At 63.6% G+C, this 20,296-nt stretch carries 18 protein-coding genes; 8 read left to right on the top strand and 10 right to left on the bottom strand.

Annotation, left to right across the window (positions count from 1 at the left end):
- Positions 1-125: 125 nt before the first annotated feature.
- From BRA1253DRAFT_RS10550 to BRA1253DRAFT_RS10565, 4 genes are all read right to left on the bottom strand, one after another.
- Positions 126-581 carry a phasin gene (locus BRA1253DRAFT_RS10550; protein ID WP_007593819.1) on the bottom strand — a complete coding sequence of 152 codons (456 nt, stop codon included), beginning with the start codon at positions 579-581 and terminating at the stop codon, positions 126-128.
- Positions 582-782: 201 nt separating this feature from the next.
- A complete protein-coding gene (locus tag BRA1253DRAFT_RS10555) occupies positions 783-1,376 on the bottom strand; it encodes a GNAT family N-acetyltransferase (RefSeq protein ID WP_007593821.1) in 594 nt (197 codons plus the stop codon).
- Positions 1,373-2,455 carry an alpha/beta hydrolase gene (locus BRA1253DRAFT_RS10560; protein WP_007593822.1) on the bottom strand — a complete coding sequence of 361 codons (1,083 nt, stop codon included), beginning with the start codon at positions 2,453-2,455 and terminating at the stop codon, positions 1,373-1,375. Before BRA1253DRAFT_RS10560 ends, BRA1253DRAFT_RS10555 begins: the two co-directional genes overlap by 4 nt.
- Entirely contained in the window at positions 2,452-2,835 is a 384-nt protein-coding gene (locus BRA1253DRAFT_RS10565) for a hypothetical protein (RefSeq protein ID WP_007593823.1), read from the bottom strand. The genes BRA1253DRAFT_RS10560 and BRA1253DRAFT_RS10565 overlap by 4 nt, the downstream gene beginning before the upstream one ends.
- A gap of 170 nt (positions 2,836-3,005) precedes the next feature.
- On the opposite strand from BRA1253DRAFT_RS10565, the gene BRA1253DRAFT_RS10570 reads away from it, so the two are divergent.
- On the top strand, positions 3,006-3,920 hold the full coding sequence (locus BRA1253DRAFT_RS10570) for an alpha/beta fold hydrolase (protein WP_007593824.1): 915 nt from the start codon (positions 3,006-3,008) through the stop codon (positions 3,918-3,920).
- Positions 3,921-4,069: 149 nt separating this feature from the next.
- Positions 4,070-4,534: a nuclear transport factor 2 family protein gene (locus BRA1253DRAFT_RS10575; protein ID WP_007593825.1), complete on the top strand. Its 465-nt coding sequence runs from the start codon at positions 4,070-4,072 to the stop codon at positions 4,532-4,534.
- Between the two features lie 100 nt (positions 4,535-4,634).
- Here BRA1253DRAFT_RS10575 and BRA1253DRAFT_RS10580 read toward each other — a convergent pair whose 3' ends face one another.
- The 6 genes from BRA1253DRAFT_RS10580 to BRA1253DRAFT_RS10605 form a co-directional block, all read right to left on the bottom strand.
- Positions 4,635-5,309: a spermidine synthase gene (locus BRA1253DRAFT_RS10580; protein ID WP_007593827.1), complete on the bottom strand. Its 675-nt coding sequence runs from the start codon at positions 5,307-5,309 to the stop codon at positions 4,635-4,637.
- 129 nt (positions 5,310-5,438) lie between these two features.
- On the bottom strand, positions 5,439-8,672 hold the full coding sequence (locus BRA1253DRAFT_RS10585; RefSeq protein ID WP_007593829.1) for a bifunctional cytochrome P450/NADPH--P450 reductase: 3,234 nt from the start codon (positions 8,670-8,672) through the stop codon (positions 5,439-5,441).
- Between the two features lie 129 nt (positions 8,673-8,801).
- Positions 8,802-9,797 (bottom strand): alpha/beta fold hydrolase, encoded by a 996-nt coding sequence (locus BRA1253DRAFT_RS10590; RefSeq protein ID WP_007593831.1) that lies wholly within the window; start codon positions 9,795-9,797, stop codon positions 8,802-8,804.
- A gap of 10 nt (positions 9,798-9,807) precedes the next feature.
- On the bottom strand, positions 9,808-11,358 hold the full coding sequence (locus BRA1253DRAFT_RS10595) for a wax ester/triacylglycerol synthase family O-acyltransferase (RefSeq protein WP_007593834.1): 1,551 nt from the start codon (positions 11,356-11,358) through the stop codon (positions 9,808-9,810).
- 46 nt (positions 11,359-11,404) lie between these two features.
- On the bottom strand, positions 11,405-12,205 hold the full coding sequence (locus BRA1253DRAFT_RS10600) for a triacylglycerol lipase (protein ID WP_007593835.1): 801 nt from the start codon (positions 12,203-12,205) through the stop codon (positions 11,405-11,407).
- On the bottom strand, positions 12,205-12,462 hold the full coding sequence (locus BRA1253DRAFT_RS10605) for a DUF6489 family protein (protein ID WP_007593837.1): 258 nt from the start codon (positions 12,460-12,462) through the stop codon (positions 12,205-12,207). Before BRA1253DRAFT_RS10605 ends, BRA1253DRAFT_RS10600 begins: the two co-directional genes overlap by 1 nt.
- A gap of 304 nt (positions 12,463-12,766) precedes the next feature.
- On the opposite strand from BRA1253DRAFT_RS10605, the gene BRA1253DRAFT_RS10610 reads away from it, so the two are divergent.
- From BRA1253DRAFT_RS10610 to BRA1253DRAFT_RS10635, 6 genes are all read left to right on the top strand, one after another.
- Positions 12,767-14,368 carry an ABC transporter substrate-binding protein gene (locus BRA1253DRAFT_RS10610; RefSeq protein ID WP_007593840.1) on the top strand — a complete coding sequence of 534 codons (1,602 nt, stop codon included), beginning with the start codon at positions 12,767-12,769 and terminating at the stop codon, positions 14,366-14,368.
- A gap of 101 nt (positions 14,369-14,469) precedes the next feature.
- Positions 14,470-15,450, top strand: a complete 981-nt coding sequence (locus BRA1253DRAFT_RS10615) for an ABC transporter permease (RefSeq protein ID WP_007593842.1) — start codon at positions 14,470-14,472, stop codon at positions 15,448-15,450.
- The gene (locus tag BRA1253DRAFT_RS10620) at positions 15,451-16,419 is read left to right on the top strand and encodes an ABC transporter permease (protein ID WP_007593845.1); all 969 of its coding nucleotides are present in this window, start codon (positions 15,451-15,453) and stop codon (positions 16,417-16,419) included.
- A gap of 13 nt (positions 16,420-16,432) precedes the next feature.
- A complete protein-coding gene (locus tag BRA1253DRAFT_RS10625; RefSeq protein ID WP_007593847.1) occupies positions 16,433-17,419 on the top strand; it encodes an ABC transporter ATP-binding protein in 987 nt (328 codons plus the stop codon).
- Positions 17,416-18,405: an ABC transporter ATP-binding protein gene (locus tag BRA1253DRAFT_RS10630; RefSeq protein ID WP_007593849.1), complete on the top strand. Its 990-nt coding sequence runs from the start codon at positions 17,416-17,418 to the stop codon at positions 18,403-18,405. The genes BRA1253DRAFT_RS10625 and BRA1253DRAFT_RS10630 overlap by 4 nt, the downstream gene beginning before the upstream one ends.
- Positions 18,406-18,486: 81 nt before the next feature.
- Complete coding sequence (locus BRA1253DRAFT_RS10635) at positions 18,487-20,289, top strand: gamma-glutamyltransferase family protein (RefSeq protein WP_007593857.1); 1,803 nt, start codon at positions 18,487-18,489, stop codon at positions 20,287-20,289.
- Positions 20,290-20,296: the final 7 nt, after the last annotated feature.

Below are 20,296 nucleotides of genomic sequence, written 5' to 3' on the forward strand. Positions count from 1 at the left end.
ACCCGGAATCTCGAGATTCCGGGTTCGCCCTTTGGGCGCCCCGGAATGACGACCGATGATGACGCGGCGCAAAAAACAAGGCCCGCCGAAGCGGGCCTCAAATTCAGTTTTTCGTCTCAGGCAGATCAGGCGGTCTTGTTGTAGACCTTGGCGAAATTGTCCTGAGCGGACTTCGCACCGTTGGCGGCGAGCTTGCCGAAATAGTCGGTGGTCGCCTTGGCGCGCGAGACGAACGCTTCGCCGCGGGCGCGGAGCAGGCCGGACTGGATCTCGATAGCTTCGCTGAACGACTTGGCGGACGCGAGCTTGTCGATGCCCGCGAAGAACGCGTCGGCGTCCTCGTAGATCGCCTGCTGGATGTTGCGGCTGATCTTGCCGGCTTCGGTGACGGACTCGGTCACCGCGTTTTCGACGGCGGCAGTCACGCGCTCGGAGCCCGCGAACACCTCGGCAGCACGGTCTTTGGCGGTATTGGCGGACTTCTTGACGAACTCGCGGGCGGCCTCGGGAACTTCCAGGTTCTGGATGTTCTTGAACGCGTCCTTGAAGCCTTCGAAAGCGGTGTTGGTTTCGGTGGTCATTGGGGTCTCTCCATCCTCATTGGTTGAGCTATGGGCTCACCCCGTCCGTTTTGGCCCGGGGCACGGCTTATATGGCATAGTTAATTGTGCGATGCAATATCCATATTGCACCGCGATATCACGAAACTGTGACGGCCTTAATGAGAGGCAGTCTGGCGCCTCCCTGACCATCCAGGTTCCCAGACACCCGCTGAGAGGTTCTCAGTGCTGGACGGCACCGGGCAGCCCATAGGCCTCCATCTGGGCCTGGACCTGCGCGATGTTGTGCCCGAGCACGACGATATCGTGGGTCTTGCCATCGACGTCCCGGACGTGATCGCGCAGCAGAGCCTCGGCCTTGAAGCCGAGGCTCTCGAACAGCGTGATCGCCGCCTGCTGATCGACCGTCATTTGGACCGAGAGCTTCTCGAGGCCGGCGCCGAGCGCGAGTGCGAACGTCTCCTGAGACAGCGTCCGTCCCACCCCCTTCCCGCGCACGTCGAGCGAAACCACCATCCGGATCTCGCCGACATGGGGCGACCAGGAGTGCGGATCGCGCACCAGCGTGCCGCAGCCGACGACCGTGCCGCCCCTGACCGCGAGCAGGCTCGTGATAGCGCCGCGCTCGATCTCCTTGACCCATGCGGAGAGCACCTTCGGCTCACTGATGTTGCGCGGCAGGAACAAAAGGTCGTGGGTCGGCAGGCCCTTGCCGAAGGCGAGCACCGCGGCTTCGTCCGCGGGCGACATCAGGCGGATCTCGATATCGCCGGCGTCCGTCTTGACGTGACGCGGATAGGAACGCTGCTCACTCATGTCGATCTCTTCCCCAGCCAGGAATCCAGTTTCGGCCATAGCCGCTTCACCGCATTGGCGCCGGCGACGAGCGAGACGTGACCGCCCTTCAGCATCACCTCCTCTTTGTCCTCGGACCCGATCTTGGCGATCAGGTGCTTTGCTGCCTCATACGGCACGATGTGGTCATGCTCGGCGACCGCATGCAGGAACGGCACCTTGATGTCCTCGAGCTTCGCCGCACGGCCGCCGACCGACATGGTGTCGTTGAACAGCTTGTTGTCCCACATCAGGTCCTTGGTGATGGTGCGGAAATATTCGCCGGCCAGCGGCAGCGTGTCGGTCGCCCAGCGGTCGAACATCCGGTAGGATTTGACGAACTCGTCGTTCCAGATGTTTTCCCAGAGCTGGATCTGGCTGACGGTACGCGAGGCTGGGCGCAGCATCTCGAACGACGACAGGATCATCTCGGGCGGCACGTTGCCGACGCTGTCGACGAGGCGATCGACATCGAAATAGCGACGGTCGGAGAAGTTCGAGAACAGTTTCATCTCGCGAAAGTCGATCGGCGTGGTGAAACAGATCAAATTCTTCATCGGCCCGTCCCTGTGGATCGAGCCGTAGAGCAGCGACAGCACGCCGCCGAAGCAATAACCGATGACGGAGACGTCCTGTTCGCCGGAATCCTGCTGCACGCGGCGGATGCAGTCCGGGATGAAGTCGAGGACATAGTCCTCCATGCGGAGGCTCTTCTCCTCCGGCCGTGGCGCGCTCCAGTCGAGCATGTAGACGTCGTAGCCGCGCTTCAACAGGAACTCGATGAAACTCTGGCCGGGCACGAGGTCGAGAATGTAACCGCGATTGGTGGTCGCCATCACGATCAAGATCGGAATTCGATAGATCTCATCGGACATCGGCCGATAATGGTAGAGGCTCATCGTGCCGCGCGAATGCAGCACGTCCTTCGGAGTCGAGCCGAGCGTGGGACCGGACGTCGAGAAATATTCGACGCCCTTGATGCTGCGCTGGATGGCGCGTTGCACCTCGGACTGGATGCGCTCCGGGATTCCTGCGAAGTCTAATCCGGCGGGTGCATTCATGTCTGCTCTCCGCCTTCAGATGGCGGGCGCTTGGTGCGCGGCGGGCGCATTGCGGTGTCGGAGCCCTGAGAAATGCCGGAACTTGCCGCCATCTGGCTCAGCATCGACTTGATCTCACCGATCTGTCCTTCGATGGACTGCAGCCGTTCCGCAAGGCCGGTGACCTGGTCCCGGCTCGGCAGATTCATGGAGACCAGATATTTCTCCATGAGATCGCCGAGCTGCTTCTGAGCACCTGCAGCAACGCCGCCGGCTCGGTTCACGGCTTGCGAAAACTCGGGCGACGACATGGCCTGATTGGCGAAGGAGTTGAACCCCTTCTCCATCTCGCCAATCATCTTCTGCCACATGGCAACGGGGTCATTGCTCTTATCGGTCATCGGCGTCCTCCTGAGATCGAGAGCTTCGATGCCCTTCCTTTTTCGCCATACCACACCGTTGCGCGGTGCCGGTCAACCGGCAAGCAGCGGGTCCGGTGTCGCGGACGCGGCTTCATCGCGAGGAGAAACCGTGCGATACAGCACTGATCAAAAGCCGAGGGAACGCACCCGTGAACGCCTATCAGCCGCCGCAAACCGTCCACGCCAACGGCATCGACATCTGTTACGAGACTTTCGGCAACGACAGTGCCGAGCCGCTGCTGCTGATCATGGGGTTAGGCGCCCAGATGATCCACTGGGACGATGCGTTCTGCGAGCAGCTCGCCGCGCGCGGCTTTCGCGTCATCCGGTTCGATAATCGCGACATCGGCAAGTCAAGCCATCTCGCAGGCGGCAAGCGTCTGACGCCGCTCGAGCTGTTGAAGCTCCGCTTCCTCAGGATTCCCGTTGCGGCCACCTACAAGCTGATCGACATGGCGAAAGACACGGTCGGGCTGATGGACGCACTCGGCATCAAGTCGGCGCATCTGGTCGGGGCGTCCATGGGCGGCATGATTGCGCAAGAAGTGACGTTGTCGTTTCCCGAGCGCGTGCGCTCACTGACATCGATCATGTCGACGACCGGCAATCCGCGCGTGCCGCCCCCGACACGTGAGGCCGCCGCGATGCTGATGGCGCCGCCGCCGCGCAGCAAGGAGGAGTTTATCGCCCGTTACGGCCAAACCTGGAACGTGTTGCGGGCCGGGTCCTTTCCGGAGGAAGAGGCGCTCGATCCCGGTCGTGCCGAGCGCGTGTTCGCGCGGGGGCTCAATCCGGCCGGCGTCGGCCGGCAACTCCGCGCCGTGCTCGCCTCCGGCAGCCGCAAGGAGCGGCTGCACGGCGTCAAGACGCCGACGCTCGTGATCCACGGCACCGTCGATCCGCTGGTCCGCCCCGAGGGCGGCAGGGACACGGCAGAGTCAATTCCGGGCGCCAAGCTGCTGATGATCGACGGCATGGGCCACGCGCTGCCGATGCGGTTCTGGCCGGAGATCATCGGCGCCATCGCCAAGCACGCGCATGGCGCAGCGGCGCAGGCGGCGTAGATTGATCGGCACAGAAGGTCTCCTCGCGGTGACCATGTGAGCTGCCGGTTACTCTCTTAACGCGTGCCGGAACGAAAGCTATACAGGCGTCCTTCAATCGCCGAGAACCTCACTCGCCAACAAAGAGGCTGCGGCCTCTCGGAGTTCACATGCATCTCATCGTCCGGTCAGCCGCAATCGTCGCCGCTTCAGTCCTCACGCTGTCCCTCGCCGGTGGCGTCGCGATGGCGGGTAGCGCGCAAGAAGAAGCCAATCGCAAAACTGTGCTTGCGTTCTACGAGAAGGGGCTCAACCAAAAGGACGCCGATGCAGCCCTCGCCCATGTCGGCGACCGCTACGTCCAGCACAACCCAAACGCGGCAGATGGTCCGGACGGCTTCCGAAAATTCATCGGCTTCCTCCGGGAGAAATTCCCGAACTCGCACAGCGAGATCAAGCGCAGCTTCGTGGATGGCGACTACGTGATCCTGCACGTTCACGCGGTTCGCGAGCCCGGCAGCAGGGGCAACGCGATCGTCGACATCTTCAAGCTGGAGAACGGCAAGGTCGTCGAACACTGGGACGTCGTTCAACCGATCCCGGAAAATCCGGCGAACAACAACACGATGTTCTAGCTCGGAGCCGTAGCCCGGATGGAGCGCAGCGCAATCCGGGTTCTTGCGTGGATCGACCGTCCCGGATTTCGCTGCGCTCATCCGGGTTACAAATAGCCGCCTAGCTCTTCCTGGCCATCCAGATCACGTGACGTGCGCCACCGCCTCTTCCGGTAGCGCGGATATTGACTTCGTTGACCTCGAAGCCGGCGCTGCCGAGCCGCTTGGTGAAGGCCGGGTTGGGCCCCGAGGACCAGACCGCGAGCACGCCTCCCGGCCGCAGCGCCGTCTTCGCTGCCTTCAATCCGCTCGCATTGTAGAGCGCATCATTGCCCTTCCGGGTCAGCCCTTCTGGCCCGTTGTCGACGTCGAGGAGGATGGCATCGAATGCCGACCGCTGCGCCCGGATGATTTCGCCAACGTCGGTTTCCCGTATGCTCACCCTGACATCATCGAGACTGTCGCCGAACACCTGCGCCATCGGGCCCCGCGCCCAGGCGACCACCGCCGGCACGAGCTCGGAGACCACAATCTTCGCCTTGCTTCCGAGCACGGTCAGGGCCGCACGCAACGTAAAGCCCATGCCCAGGCCGCCGATGAGGACGACGGGTTTTGCGACCGTCTCGATCTGCTTCGCCGCGAGTGTGGCGAGCGCGGCCTCCGAGCCTGACAGGCGGTTGTTCATCAGCTCGTTGGTGCCGAGCTTGATGGAAAACTCCTTGCCTCGCCGCATCAGGCGAAGCTCTTCATCGGAGCCGGGGATCTTGGCGGTGTCGATCTTTTCCCAGGGAATCATGCGGAAGCTTTAGCACGATTTCCTTCGTAGCTTCGTAGCCCGGATGGAGCGAAGCGCAATCCGGGAAGCGCGCGCGTGAGGAAAAATCGCCCCGGATTTCGCTGCGCTCCGTCCGGGCTACGAACCGGCCTACCCTCCCGCCCACACGTCCAGCACATACCGGTTCTTCGCGCCCATCTCCTCGATCCAGCGCGCGGCCGTGGCGGCATCGCTGCCGCTCTTCTCGCGATGGATCGCGACCAACGCCGCCTTCACGTCGGGCTCCATCTTGCTGCCGTCGCCACAGACATAGACCATCGCGCCCTGCTCGATTAGCGGCCAGACCTTGTCTTTCTGCGCGGCGAGGACGTGCTGCACATAGGTCTTCGGTCCTTCCGCACGCGAGAACGCGGTGAACAGCTCGGTGATGCCGCTTGCTGCTAACGCCTTCAACTCGTTCGCGTAGAGAAAATCCTGGTCGGGATGCCGGCAGCCGAAAAACAGCATGGCCGGGCCGAGCGCGGCGCCCTTGGCCTTGCGCTCGGCGCGCTCCTGGAGGAAGCCGCGGAACGGCGCCAATCCCGTGCCCGGGCCGATCATGACAATCGGCACGGACGGATCGTCCGGGAGCCGGAAGCCGGCCTTGGTCTCACGCACGGTTGCATGGATCACGTCGCCCGCGCGTCGATTGGCGAGGTAGTTCGAGCAGATACCCTTGTAGGTGCCGCGGCCGGAGGCGGCCGGTCCTTCAACCACGCCGACCGTGACGCTGCAACGAACTGGGTCGACCGACGGCGAGGACGAGATCGAATAATAACGCGGCGCCAGTAGTGAGAGCATTTCCAGATAGACGTGGAACGGCAATTCGCAGGCCGGATATTCGAGCAGCAGATCGAACACCGATTTTCGCCTGGCCAGAATCTCGCCGCGATAGTGCTCGAGTGGCTCAGCCTCATCGCCGACAAAGCCCAGCAGCTTCGGCTTGGTCACCGGGCAGCGGGTGTGTTCGGCCATGATCTTGATCTGGTTCCGCGTCGCCACTTGCTGGAGCTCGACGAACTCGCTGAGCAGACGGCCGACCGACACGGCATCGCCGACCGGCAATTGCGCGCGGCGGCCTTCGGCGACCTGAAGCCTGATCTGGTCGGCCGGCAGGAAGCCGAAGCGACGGGCAACCGAATCCACCAGCGTCGGGTCGTTGCGCGGAACCACGCTCAGATGATCGCCGACACGGTAGTTGATGTTGGATGGCAGCTGCACCTCGATGTGGCGCGTCGAACGCTCTGACGGATTGGAACCGGCCTTGTTCTGAAGCTCGTCATTGCCCAGCACCTTCATGGCCACCGCGCCGCCCTGGGCGACGATGGTGTTGACGGCGGTCACCGCGACCGGCTCGATCGCGTAGAGCGGATCGTCCTCCGCGGTCCGGGTGAAATTCCAGTCGATGCCGAATTCCTTGGTCGCGACCTGGGCGGCCGCCGGGAACCATTTCTGGAACTGGCCGTCGAGATCGCTGCGCGCATCGCCCTCGCCGCGCGGATAGACCGCGCGCGCACCATGCGCCGACAATTGCTCGTCGATGAAGCGCGGCACCGACTGATAGGTCGCGGCCCAGTCGCTGTTGCCGCAGCCGAACACGGCGTATCGCACATTGGCAAACGCATCCTTCGGCAGCTCGTCGCCGAGCCATTTGACGAATTGCGTCGCATTGTCTGGCGGCGCGCCGTTATAGGAGGCGCAGATGATCAGCACGCCACCTTCCCGCGGCAGCTTGCCCACGTAATCGTCGAGCGGCCCCAGATGCACGGCAAAGCCGTTGATCTCGGCCAGGTCGGCCATCCGCGTCGCCAGCTCCTCGGCGGTCCCAAGATTGGAGCCGTAGAGTACCAGCATCGGCGTGTTGTGGCCGGGCCGCGCGGTGGGCTGGCGCGGTGCCTTCGGTGCCGACGACACCGCCACAGGTCCGCCATAGGCACCGCGCTCGCGATCGGCGCGCGGACGGACCTTGATCTTGAAGCCTTCCGGCTTCATCGTCAGCGTTTCCTTCAGATGCATCTGGTAGCGCTGGTGGTCGATCAGCTTGAAACGCTGGAGGATCATGCCGAGCGCGAGCGCGGCCTCGTGCATGGCGAAGCCGCGGCCGATGCAGGCGCGCTGGCCATTGCCGAACGGCTTCCAGGCATTGATCGGCCGCTTGGCTTCCGCCTCCCGGCTGAAATTCTCCGGATCGAACGCGTCGGGGTTCGGACCCCAGACCGAGGGATCGCGATGCAGAGCGGTCACCAGGATGGTGGTGAACGTGCCTTTCCGGAGCTTGTACTTCCCGCCGCCGATGGTCTCGTCGTTCAGCGGCGAGATGCCATAGGCCGGCGCCGGCGGCCACAGCCGCAGCGCCTCCTTCAATATCTGGGTGATGTAGGTCAGCTGCGTCACCTGCTGATAAGTCGGCTTCGCGTTGGCGTCGGGACCGAAGACGCGATCGACCTCGTCATAGGCTTTCTTGAGAATGTCGGGGTGCTTGAGCAGCGCATACAGCGTGCAGGACAACAGGCCGCTGGTGGTCTCGTGGCCCGCGATCAGGAACGTGTTGATCTGATAGCGGATGTTGACGTCGTCGAGCTGCTCGCCGGTCGAGCGATCGACCCCGGTCATCATCGCCGCAAGCATATCCTTCTTATCGTCGGTCGCCTCGCCTCCCTTGCGGCGCTCCGCAATGATCTCGTCGACCATCTTGTTCATGAAGTCGACGTCTTCGGCCATGGTCTTGCGCCGCTTCTGCATCCAGAGCTGCTCGAACGGCAGGCCGCGCGTCATCATGATGGTTTCGAGCGAGCGCACCAGCGACTCGACGAAGGGATGGTAGTCGCGCCGGTAGAACGAATTGAAGCGGTAGTCGAAGCCGCACAGGCCGATCGTATCCAGCGTCAGCGCCGTCATGTCATGGACGACGTCGATCTCGTCGTCGGCATTGAGCCGTTCCCACTTGCCCACGAGCTGCTCGGCGATGTCGACCATGCTCGGGTGATAGGATTGCATGGCGCGGTTGCCGAAGGGCTGGAGCAGGATGTTGTGCGCCTTGCTCCAGTTCGGCTCCTTGGTGTCGGCGGTGAACAGGCCGTCGCCGCCGACCGCGCGCACCCGCCGCAATGCACCGCGCACTGTCTTGTCGAAGCGCTTCTCGTCCGAGAGCTCGTCGACGAGATCGTGGCCGGAGACGACCACGATCGGCGAGCCCATCATGTCGAGCCAGAAGATCGGCCCCAGCTCCTTGGCAAGCCGGGTCAGATGCTGCACCGGCGCGGCCGAATCCAGTGACAGCATGTTGCCGACCACCGGCTTGGTCGGCGGCTGCGGGATCGGGTCCAGACGGTTCTTGGATGACATCGAAATGTAGTCCCCCTGCTTCAATGTCGTCATTGCGGGCGAAGCGAAGCAATCCAGAAATATTCCGCGGAGGCAGCCTGGATTGCTTCGTCGTTTCGCTTCTCGCAATGACGAGTTCGCGATGACCAGCTAGCCGAACCGCCTTCTACGCCATTGGATCAGCTTGGCGCTGACTTCCTCCGGCTTCTCCTGCTGCGTCCAATGGCCGCTGTCCTTCACCAGATATTTTTCCAGATCGGGGATCAGCTTGTCCATGCCATCGGCAGAAGACGGCGGCAACACCGCGTCGTTCTCGGCCATGATCATCAGCGACGGCACGCGCACCGTATGATCGAGCCCTTCGGCGCGCGTCCAGTTGCGGGACATATTGCGGTACCAGTTGATGCCGCCGGTGAAGCCTGTCCTGGTGAAATTGTCGACGAACACCTTTTTCTCTTCCGGCGACAGGATCGGCGTGCGCGGATCGTGCTTCGCATCGTAGCCTGCGATCATCTGCGGGAATGCCAGGTTCAGTTGCGGCGAAGCACCGACACCCGCGACGACTTCCTCCGCCGGAGCATCTGCCGGGCGCGGTACGGGCTTGCGCATGAAGGCATCGAAGGTCTGCTCGACGCGGCTGCCAAAGATCCTGTCAGGCTCACGCGCCGGGTCCTGGAACTGCACGATATACATCCTTTCGCCGAAGCGCGCGCGCAGGAGCTCGATCGGATCAGCCCAGGCGCGGTTGGTATGAGGCGTATTGATGCCGACCACGCCGGCGACCCGGTCGATGTGCCGGAGCGGCATCTGCCAGACGATGAAGCCACCCCAGTCATGGCCGACGAAGATCGCCTTGTCGATCTGAAGATGGTCGAGCAACCCGATCAGATCGCCGGTCAGGTGCTCGATGTCGTAGTCCTCGACCGGCTCTGGCCGGTCGGTCGCGCCGTAGCCGCGCTGGTCCGGCGCGATCACGCGGATGCCGGCCTCGCTCAGCGCCTTGATCTGGTGGCGCCAGGAAAATGCGAGTTCGGGCCAGCCATGGCACAGCACGATCGGCGGCTTGTCTGTGACCGGGCCCGCCTCGTAATAGCCCATGCGGATTCCGTTCGTCTGCACGAACTTGAGCGGTGGCATTTCAATCATCGGAACATTCCTACTCGGCGGCGCCCTTGATGTCCGCCGCGGGCAAGGCATAGGCAGCCTCCAGCGCGGCAAACTCCTCCGGCAGCATGTCGCACATCACCTGCACGTGCGGAATGATGTTGGCGCCGACGATGAAGCCGAAATCGAGCTGGTCGCGATAGCTCTGCACGGTGATGTTGAGCGCCTGCCCGTGCGTCGAGATCGACACCGGAAAGATGTGCAACAGCTCCGCGCCCGCGGCGTAGAGCGTCTGCCGCGGCCCCGGCACGTTGGACACCGTGATGTTCGCAGCCGGCGGCAGCACATTCGACAAATCGGAGCGGCTGTAGAGCAGCGCCATGATCTGAACGATGATCGGCGCACCCAGCATCGAGATGTTGGAGACCTGTGGCATCAGTGCCCGCAGCGGATGCGACATCTCCTTGGACTTGGTCGATTGCGCGATGATAGCTTCCAGGCGTGCCTTGGGATCGTCGATGTTGGTCGCGATCGAGCAGATCATGCCGAACACCTGGTTGTTGGCCTCGGTGTTGCCCTCCTCGCGCAGCGAGATCGGCACGGCAGCGGTCAAGGACTTCGCCGGCAGCGTTCCGTGTTGCTGCAGGTAGCGCCGGACCACGCCGGAGGCGAGGGCCAGCACGACATCGTTGAGCTTGCCGCCGGCCTGCTTGGCCAGCGCCTTGGATCGCGACAGCGAGATCGAGACGCCGGCGAAGCTGCGCTCGGACGAGATCGATTTGTTGAGCATGGTCGGTGGCGACACCATGCTGGCGAGGCTCTCGCGCGATTTTGGATCGGATATCTTGCCGAGCACGTCCGAGACGCTCTTGACCATGGTCGGGATGTTGCCGGCGAAGCGTACCGCACTCTCGATCTGGTACATCGCATTGTCGAACAGGATTGAACCGATGTCACTCTTGCCGGTGCGCGGCAGTTGCAGGTTCTTCGCGGCCGCAGATGCATCGAGCGGCTGGGTGAAGAGCTGCTGGTAGGAATCGACCAGGTTCGCCGCGATGTCGCGCGGCTCTTGCCCGGGCTTCGCTCCCGCGGTCGGCGGATCGACCTTCCGCGGGATCGGCGAGATATCGTAGATCATGTTGGTCAGCGCCGCACCGGCGCCGCCGTCGATGGCAGCATGATGCATCTTCGAATAAAGTCCGACCTCGTTGTCCTTCATGCCCTCGAACACGTAGAACTCCCAGAGCGGGCGGGCGCGGTTCAAGAGCTTGGCGTGCATCCAGCCCACGATGCGCTCAAGCGTGGCGCGGTCGCGCGGCTGCGGCAGGCTGGCGCGAAAGATGTGACGATCGATGTCGAACTGTTCGTCCTCGACCCAGGAGGGATGATCGATGTCGAGCGGCGCCTTCTCCAGGCGCGCCTTGAGGATCGGCGCGACGTGCAGGCGCGAGACGATCATCGCCTTGAAATCTTCGAAGAAGTCGCCCTTGTAGTCGTCCGGCAGGCGAAAGATCGCCATGCTCCCGACATGCATCGGCATTTCCGGCGTTTCCAGATAGAGAAACGACGCGTCCAGCGACGACAGTTTCTTACCGTCAGCCATGGTTCCCTCCCGAGTATTTGACGGGCGCCTTAGGCGGCGCTTCTCGTCAGGCCGATACTGCCTGTTCCGGCGGGGCATATGCAACGGCAAACGGCCCTGCCCTGTCAAATGGCCAGAACTCTCCCTCCGGTTGCGCAAGGCGGTCTGCCACTGCCCACAGCGCCGCGGGGTTCACCCCAAGCCCGATATGGCTCGCCAGATGCACCTCGATGTTCTCGGCGCGGTCGGAGGGACGCAGCAGGCAGGTCCGCCAGTTCACGATGCCGTCGGCGCGCGAATAGATCGACGTCGCCGGCACCGGAAGATCGCCCGCGATCGCCTCCCGCAGCTCGGCGAAATCCTCGACACGCTCGCCGGACATCATCTCGTAGAGCCGCGTCGCATTGGTCGCTCGTATGTCATTGGCAAAAGGGCTGCCGAGCGTGATGACATTGCGGACCATGTCGGGCGCCTGCAGCGCGAGATCGCGCGCATGGACGCCGCCCAGACTCCATCCGACCAGGCTGACCTTGCGTCCGCTCGCAGCATGGATTTCGGCGAGACGGGCGCGCAACGAATCCCGCATCCGTCCGAACCCGCCGAAATTACGGCCCATCTGCCAGGCACGTGCCTCGTAGCCGAGCTCGCTGAGATAGCGCCGCATCGGCGCCATCGAGAGGTCGCTGGCGAGGAAGCCCGGCAGCGCTAGCACCGGATGGCCATCGCCTTTGGGCGCCCGCATCAGGACCGGCGACAGCAGCAGGCTGGCGTTGAGTTCGAGCAACCCACGGGCTTCGGCGAGCAGCAAAGCAAGGCCGGGCGGACGAAGCCGGCCCAAGGTCTGCGGCCCGTCCGGACCGGGCGGCATTATTTCTTCTTGTCGCCGCTGCGGGTGCCGCCGAGGCCGGCCATGGTGACGAACATGTCCTGAAACCGCTCGGCGAGCTTTGGATCGAAGGTGAACCAGCTCTGGATCAGCGACTCCGGCGAGACCTTGTCGATGTTGCTCAGAACCTGCTGCTGCAGCTTGTCCATCACCGCCGTCTGCATCGGTGCCAGATCCGGCAATCCGATGAACTGGCGGGCCTCGAGGGGGGTGCAATCGATTTCGATGTTAACTTTCATGTCCCCTCCAGATGAGATTCGAGCGGCCGTCCGCAGTATCGCCGCGAGACGGTGTGCAACGCAAGCGACCTGAGGGCGGTGGCAGCCACCGGCTTCCCCGATCGGCGGATATGGTCAATCAAAATCAGCCGCGTCCGCGCCCATCCACCCGTCAATGCCGGTCAGCATTGCTGCACAGCGGTGCAACTTGGCGCGTTCCTTGCTGGAATGGCGCTTGCACGGGTCGAGAACTCTGGGCAACATGGTTCGATCAGCCCCGCCGAACAATCAAAAATGACGGTGCGGGCGAGTGGAGAGGTCAAGAATGTCAGTCGGACGAAGTCTGTTTGCGGCGACGCTCGCCAGTATGCTTGCGTGGGCGGTCTCGCCGGCGTCGAGCCAGACGCTGCGCTACGCCAACCAGGGTGAGCTCAAGTCGCTCGACCCGTACACGCTGAACGAGTCGACCACCAGTGCGCATCTCGGTCATGTCTATGAGGGCCTGGTTGCCCGCGGCAAGGACCTGAAGATCGTCCCGGCACTCGCCGAAAGCTGGGAGACGCCGGAGCCGACACGCTGGCGCTTTCACCTCCGCAAGGACGTCAAATTCCACAACGGCGACCCGTTCACCGCGGACGACGTGGTGTTCTCGGCCGAGCGCGTGCGGGCGAAAGGTTCGAATTTCCAGAGCCGCGTTCCCGCCGATGCCAAGGTGGTCAAGATCGACGATTACACCGTCGATTTCGTCCTGACCTCGCCCAATCCCATCCTGACGGCGCTGTGGGCGACCTGGTACATCATGGACAAGAAATGGGCAGAGGCGAACGATGCGACGGCACCGACGCCTGCCGCCGCGACGACCCCGAGCTACGCCTCGCTCCATGAGAACGGCACCGGCGCCTTCACGATCGAAAGCCATCAGCCGGGCGTGAAGACCGTCTTCAAGGCCAATCCGAACTGGTGGCGCAAGCCGGAACATAATCTGAAGGAGATCGTCTTCACGCCGATCGCCAACCCGGCCACGCGTGTCGCAGCGCTGTTGTCCGGCGAGGTCGACGTGATCGAGCCGGTTCCGGTCCAGGATATCGAGCGCGTGAAAGCGAGTCCGAACGCCACCGTGCTGACGGGGCCCGAGCTCCGCACCATCTTCGTTGGCATGGATCAGGCGCGCGACGAGCTGTTGTACTCCAACGTCAAGGGCAAGAACCCGTTCAAGGACGTTCGCGTCCGCGAAGCTGTCTACCGGGCAATCGATATCGATTTGATCAAGAATCGCGTCATGCGCGGGCTCTCCACACCGTCCGCGCTGATGGTTGCGCCGGAGATCTTTTCGCTGTCGAAGGACTTCACCCGGCCGAAGCTCGATCCTGACGCCGCCAAGAAGCTCCTGGCGGATGCCGGCTATCCTGATGGTTTCGAGGTGACGATGGACTGCCCGAACGATCGCTACGTCAATGACGCCGCGATATGTCAGGCGGTCGTCGGCATGCTCGCCCGCATCAACATCAAGGTAGACCTGCTGGCGCAGCCGAAGGCCCAGTATTTCGCCAAGGTGCTGAAGCCCGGCGGCTACAAGACTTCGCTGTTCATGCTGGGCTGGACCCCGGATACGCTCGACTCCCATAACGTACTGCACGACATCATGGGCTGCCGGGACGATCCCAAGGATCCGAACCGCGGCGAAGCCAATCTCGCCGGCTATTGCAACAAGCAGTTCGACGAGCTCGCCGACAAGGTTCTCGTGGAACTCGATACGGGCAAGCGCGATCTCCTGATCAAGCAGGCCTTCGAGGTCTCGATGAAGGACTGGGCCTATGTCCCGCTGCACCAGCAGGCGCTCGCCTGGGGCGTCTCGAAGAAGGTGAAGTTGACCCAGCGTGCGGACAACATGGTCATGCTCTACTGGGCGACCAAGCAGGACGAGTAGGTGTCGACAAGTTGTGAAGTCCCGGAAGCCCTGGCTTCCGGGACTTGCTATTTCGGGCTAACGCAATGATGCGTGCCACTGAAGAAATGTGAAAGGAACAGATGCTCGCTTTCACACTGCGCCGGGCCATTCAGGCCATTGGTGTCATGATCGCCGTCGGGATCATCTCCTTCTCGATGTTTCGTTTCGCCGGCGATCCCGTGAACCAGATGGTCGGGATGGACACGTCGGGCGCCGAACGTGCCGCGATCCGCAAATCGCTCGGCCTCGACGATCCCGTGATCGTGCAGTTCGGCCGCTATATCGGCAACGCTGCGCAGTTCAAGTTCGGCGTCTCCTACCAATTCCGCCTGCCTGTCAGCAATCTTCTGATGGAGCGGATGCCCGCGACCCTGGAGCTCGCGATCTGCGCCACCATCTTCGCGATGCTCTGTGGCATCCTGATGGGCGTCTATTCGGCGCTTCGCCGCGACAGCTGGCTCACACACGCGTTCCAGGCGATCTCGCTGATCGGCATCTCGCTGCCGACCTTCCTGATCGGCATTCTCATGATTTACCTGTTCTCGGTGACGCTCGGCTGGCTGCCCTCGTTCGGGCGCGGCGACGTCGTGCATATCGGCTGGTGGACGACGGGTCTGCTGACGCTGTCCGGACTGAAGGCGCTGATCATGCCCTCGATCACGCTGGGCTTGTTCCAGATGACGCTGATCATGCGCCTGGTCCGCACCGAGATGCTCGAAGTCATGCGCACCGACTACATCCGCTTCGCCCGTGCCCGCGGCCTCACCACCCGCGCCATCCATTACGGACATGCGCTGCGCAACACGCTGATCCCCGTCATCACGGTGGCCGGCCTGCAATTTGGCTCGGTAATTGCATTTGCGATCATCACCGAGACCGTGTTCCAGTGGCCCGGCATGGGGTTGCTGTTCGTGCAGGCCGTGCAGAATGTCGATATCCCGATCATGGCCGCCTATCTGATGATGGTGTCCCTGATCTTCGTCACCATCAATCTCGTGGTTGATATCCTCTACACCATCGTCGATCCGCGGCTGCGCTCGACGATCAGCCGGGCACATTGAATGAGCGAAGCCGTCGTCCCGCACAAGGTCGAAGAACGCGGCCCGCGCGCCGACGCGCCGGGTTGGTTCAAACGCGCGCTCGACAGCGACCTGTTCTATTCATTTCGCCGCTCCAAGATCACCATGGTCGCAGCGGCGGTGACGCTGCTGTTCTTCCTGGTCGCGATCCTCGCCTCGGTGCTGTCGGTCCAGAATCCCTTCGACCCGGCGCAGCTCCAGCTGATGAACTCGCGCATTTCGCCATTATGGACCTCCGACGGCCAGAGCCCGTTCCTGCTCGGCACCGACGAACAAGGCCGGGACGTATTGTCCGCGATCCTTTACGGCATGCGCATCTCGCTTCTCGTCGGCGTGCTCGGCGTCGTCTTCTCCGGCGCGATCGGCATCCTGCTCGGGCTGACGGCCGGCTATTTCGGCGGTGCCGTCGACGGGCTGATCATGCGCATCGCCGACGTGCAGCTTTCATTTCCGGCGATCCTGATCGCGCTGCTGATCAACGGCATCGCCAAATCGGTCTTCGGCAACAAGCTCGACGAGATGAGCATGCTGGCTGTCCTGGTCTTCGCGATCGGGTTGAGCTTTTGGGTGCAATATGCCCGCACCGTGCGCGGCTCCGTCATGGTCGAGAAGAACAAGGACTATGTCGCCGCCGCCCAGCTCATTGGCCTGCCCGCCCCGGTGATCATGTTGCGCCACGTGCTGCCGAACACGATGGGGCCGATTCTCGTCATCGCCACCATCAATCTCGCGCTCGCTATCATCACCGAGGCGACGCTGTCGTTCCTCGGCTCGGGGATGCCCGAGACCATGCCATCGCTGGGCACGCTGATCCGCATCGGCAACAACTATCTGTTCGCGGGCGAATGGTGGATCGTCGCCTTCCCTGGAATCGCACTCGCGGCGCTGATCCTGTCGATCAACCTGCTCGGCGACTGGCTGCGTGACGCGCTTAACCCGAAACTCCGATGAGTATGCAGCGTTCATGACCGAGCCCGTTCTCTCCGTTCGTAATCTTCAGGTCGAGTTCGCCTCCCGCCGGGGCACGCTGCGCGCGATCGACAGTGTCTCCTTCGATATCGCCAAAGGCGAGGTGCTCGGTGTTGTCGGCGAGTCCGGCGCCGGCAAATCGGTCACCGGACTCGCGGTCATTGGCCTGATCGATTCCCCGGGCCGCATCTCGGGCGGCGAGATCCGCCTCTCCGGCCTGCGCATCGACAATCTGCCGCCGGAAGAGATGCGCCGCGTGCGCGGAAAACGTATCGGCATGATCTTCCAGGACCCCCTCACCTCGCTCAATCCGCTGTACAAGATCGGCGACCAGCTCATCGAGACGATCAGAACCCATCTGAACCTGTCCGAGACCGCCGCCCGCCGGCGAGCCATCGACCTGCTCGCCGAAGTCGGCATTCCGGCTCCGGAAAAGCGCATCGACGGCTATCCGCACGAATTCTCCGGCGGCATGCGCCAGCGCGTTGTGATTGCGCTCGCGATCTGCGCCGAACCGGAGCTGATCATCGCCGACGAGCCGACCACCGCGCTCGACGTCTCCGTACAGGCGCAGATCATTTCTCTGATCAAGCGGCTCGGCCGCGACCACGGCACCGCGGTGATGCTGGTGACCCACGACATGGGCGTGATCGCCGAGACCTCCGACCGGGTCGCGGTGATGTATGCCGGCCGCGTCGCCGAGATCGGTCCGGTGCAGGACGTGGTCAGGGACCCGCTGCACCCCTACGCCAAGGGCCTGATGGGCGCGATCCCGACCCTTGCCGGCGACGACAAGCGTCTGGTGCAGATCCCCGGCTCCATGCCGCGCCTGTCGGCGATCCCGCGCGGCTGTTCGTTCAATCCGCGCTGCGCATTCGCATTCGACCGATGTCGCGTGGAGAGGCCGGAGCCGCTGCCGCGCGGCGCGCAATCGGTCGCCTGCCACCTCTATGACAGCGTGCCGGCGGAGAGCGCGGCATGAGCACTCCCTTCGTCCAGGCCTCGAATCTGCGCCGCGTCTTCGACGTCTCGAAGCCCTGGCTCAACCGCATGCTCGAAGGCGGGCAGCTCGAATATCTCAAGGCCGTCGACGGCGTCACCTTCGACATCAGGAAGGGCGAGACCTTTGCACTGGTCGGCGAATCCGGCTCGGGCAAGACTACGGTAGCGCGGATGGTCGTCGGCTTGCTGCCGCCAAGCTCCGGCAACGTCTTGATCGACGGCATCTCGATGACCGATCCGCGGCAGGCCCAGGCGCGGCGGAAATTGCGCCGCCGCATCCAGATGATCTTTCAGGATCCCTATGCGAGCCTGAACCCACGCTTCCGGGTCGACGCCATCATCTCCGAGCCGATACGCGCTTTCGACCTGATCGAGGGCGAGCGCGACATCCAGGCACGTGTCGGAGAGCTCCTCACCCTCGTCGGCCTGCATCCCGACGACAGGTTGAAATTTCCGCACGAATTCTCGGGCGGCCAGCGTCAGCGCATCGCGATCGCTCGCGCGCTCGCCTCCGACGCGGAGTTCATCGTCTGCGACGAGCCGACCTCCGCGCTCGACGTCTCCGTGCAGGCGCAGATCCTGAACCTGATGCGCGACCTCCAGGACAAGTTCGGCCTGACCTACATGTTCATCAGCCACAACCTCGCCGTGGTCCGCCACATGGCGAGCCGCGTCGGCGTGATGTATCTCGGCCGCATCGTCGAGATCGCGGAAGGGCGCGAGCTGTTTGCCCGTCCGCGCATGCCCTACACCAAGATGCTGCTCGGCGCCGTGCCCGATCTTGCCATGAGCGGCCGCCAGCGCATTCCCGTGAAGGGCGAGATCCCGAACCCGATCAATCCGCCGTCCGGGTGCGCCTTCAATCCGCGCTGCCCGCTGGCGTTCGATCTCTGCCGCAAGGAGGCGCCGAGCCTGATCAACGGCGTCGCCTGCCATGCGGTCAACACCGCGCCGATACCGGCGTGACGCGCGCGTGCCATGCAGCCTGCGCATTTGGCGACGGCCTGGCCCTGTGATCAATTGCGCGCGCCGCAAATGAGGTAGTCCATGGCCAGCATCGTCAATCCCGATCCGTTCACGACACGCCCCGAGATCGAAGGCACCTTCGGGGTCGTCGCGACCACGCACTGGATCGCGACCGCTATCGGCATGGCCATCCTGGAAAAGGGCGGCAATGCCTTTGACGCCGGCGTCGCCACCGCTTTCACGCTCCAGGTGGTCGAGCCGCATCTGAACGGCCCCGGCGGCGACGTTCCGATCATCGTGCACGACGTGAAACGCGGTCGCACCGAGGTGATCTGCGGCCAAGGTCCGGCACCGGCCCGCGCCACCATCGCGCATTACAAGAGCGAAGGCCTCGACATGGTGCCCGGCACCGGCCTGCTCGCGGCCTGCGTCCCCGGCACCTTCGAATCCTGGATGATGCTGCTGCGTGACTACGGCACGATGCGCGTGCGCGACGTGCTGGAGCCCGCGATCTCCTATGCGCGCGACGGCTATCCGCTGGTTGAGCGCGCCTGCGCCACGATCCAGACCGTCGAGCAATTATTCCGCACGCACTGGCCGACATCAGCCGCCGTCTATCTCCCGAACGGCGAAGTGCCAACACCGGGAACGCTCTTCACCAACAAGACACTTGCGGCGACCTACGCACGGATCCTGAGCGAAGCCGAAAGCGGCGGCGGTCGGGACGCCGAGATCGAGCGTGCACGCAAGGCCTGGTCGCAAGGCTTTGTCGCGGAAGCCATCGACAAATTCTGCCGGACGCAGGAGGTGATGGACGTCAGCGGCTCGCCGCATCGCGGTGTGCTGTCGGCCGATGATATGGCGCGGTGGCAGCCGACGGTCGAGGCCCCGCTCACCTACGATTATGGCCGCTACACCGTCTGCAAGGCCGGAGTCTGGAGCCAGGGGCCGGTGACGCTGCAGCAGCTCGCGCTGCTGAAGGGCTTTGCGCTCGATGGGCTCGACCCGACCGGGCCGGAATTCATCCATCTCCAGATCGAATGCGCCAAGCTCGCCTTCGCCGACCGCGAAAAATTCTACGGCGATCCCAAGTTCAGCGAGATCCCGATCGGAACGCTGCTGTCGGATGCCTACAACAACGAGCGCCGCAAGCTCGTCACCGACGAGGCCTCGCTCGATCTCCGGCCCGGTGCGATCGAGGGCTTTGGCGGCGTGGTCAAGCTGCGCCGCGCCGAAGGCCAACGCGAGGCCGTCGGCGCGCTCGGCGCCGGTGAACCGACGGTGGGCCGCTTCGGCGAGGTGCGCGGCGACACCGTGCATTTCGACATTATCGACAAGGCCGGCAACATGGTGTCGTCGACGCCGTCGGGAGGCTGGCTGCAATCCTCACCTGTCATTCCCGAGCTGGGTTTCTGTCTCGGCAGCCGCGCACAAATGTTCGATTTGGAGGAGAACCAACCGAGCTCGCTCGCGCCGGGCAAGCGGCCGCGCACCACGCTGTCGCCGAGCATGGCGCTGCGCGATGGCGAGCCGTATCTCGCCTGGGGCTCGCCGGGCGGCGACCAGCAGGATCAATGGATCACGCAGTTTTTCCTGCGGCACGTCCATTGCAACCTCAATCTCCAGGAGGCGATCGACGCCCCGGCCTGGCATTCCGAACATTTCCCGATCTCGTTCTGGCCCCGCACCGCGCGCCCCGGCGTGCTCGTGGTCGAGAACCGCGTGCCGAAGGCGACGATCGAGAATCTTCGCGAACGCGGACATATCGTCGAGGTCGGTCCCGACTGGTCGGAAGGCCGCCTCACCGCGGCTTCGCGCGTCGGTCCGCGCCGCCGGGCTGCCGCCAATCCGCGCGGCATGCAGGGCTACGCCGCAGGGCGCTAGAGGCAGC

Origin of the sequence: Bradyrhizobium sp. WSM1253 (genome assembly GCF_000244935.1) — a bacterium.
In the GTDB taxonomy this organism is placed as follows: Bacteria; Pseudomonadota; Alphaproteobacteria; order Rhizobiales; family Xanthobacteraceae; genus Bradyrhizobium; species Bradyrhizobium canariense.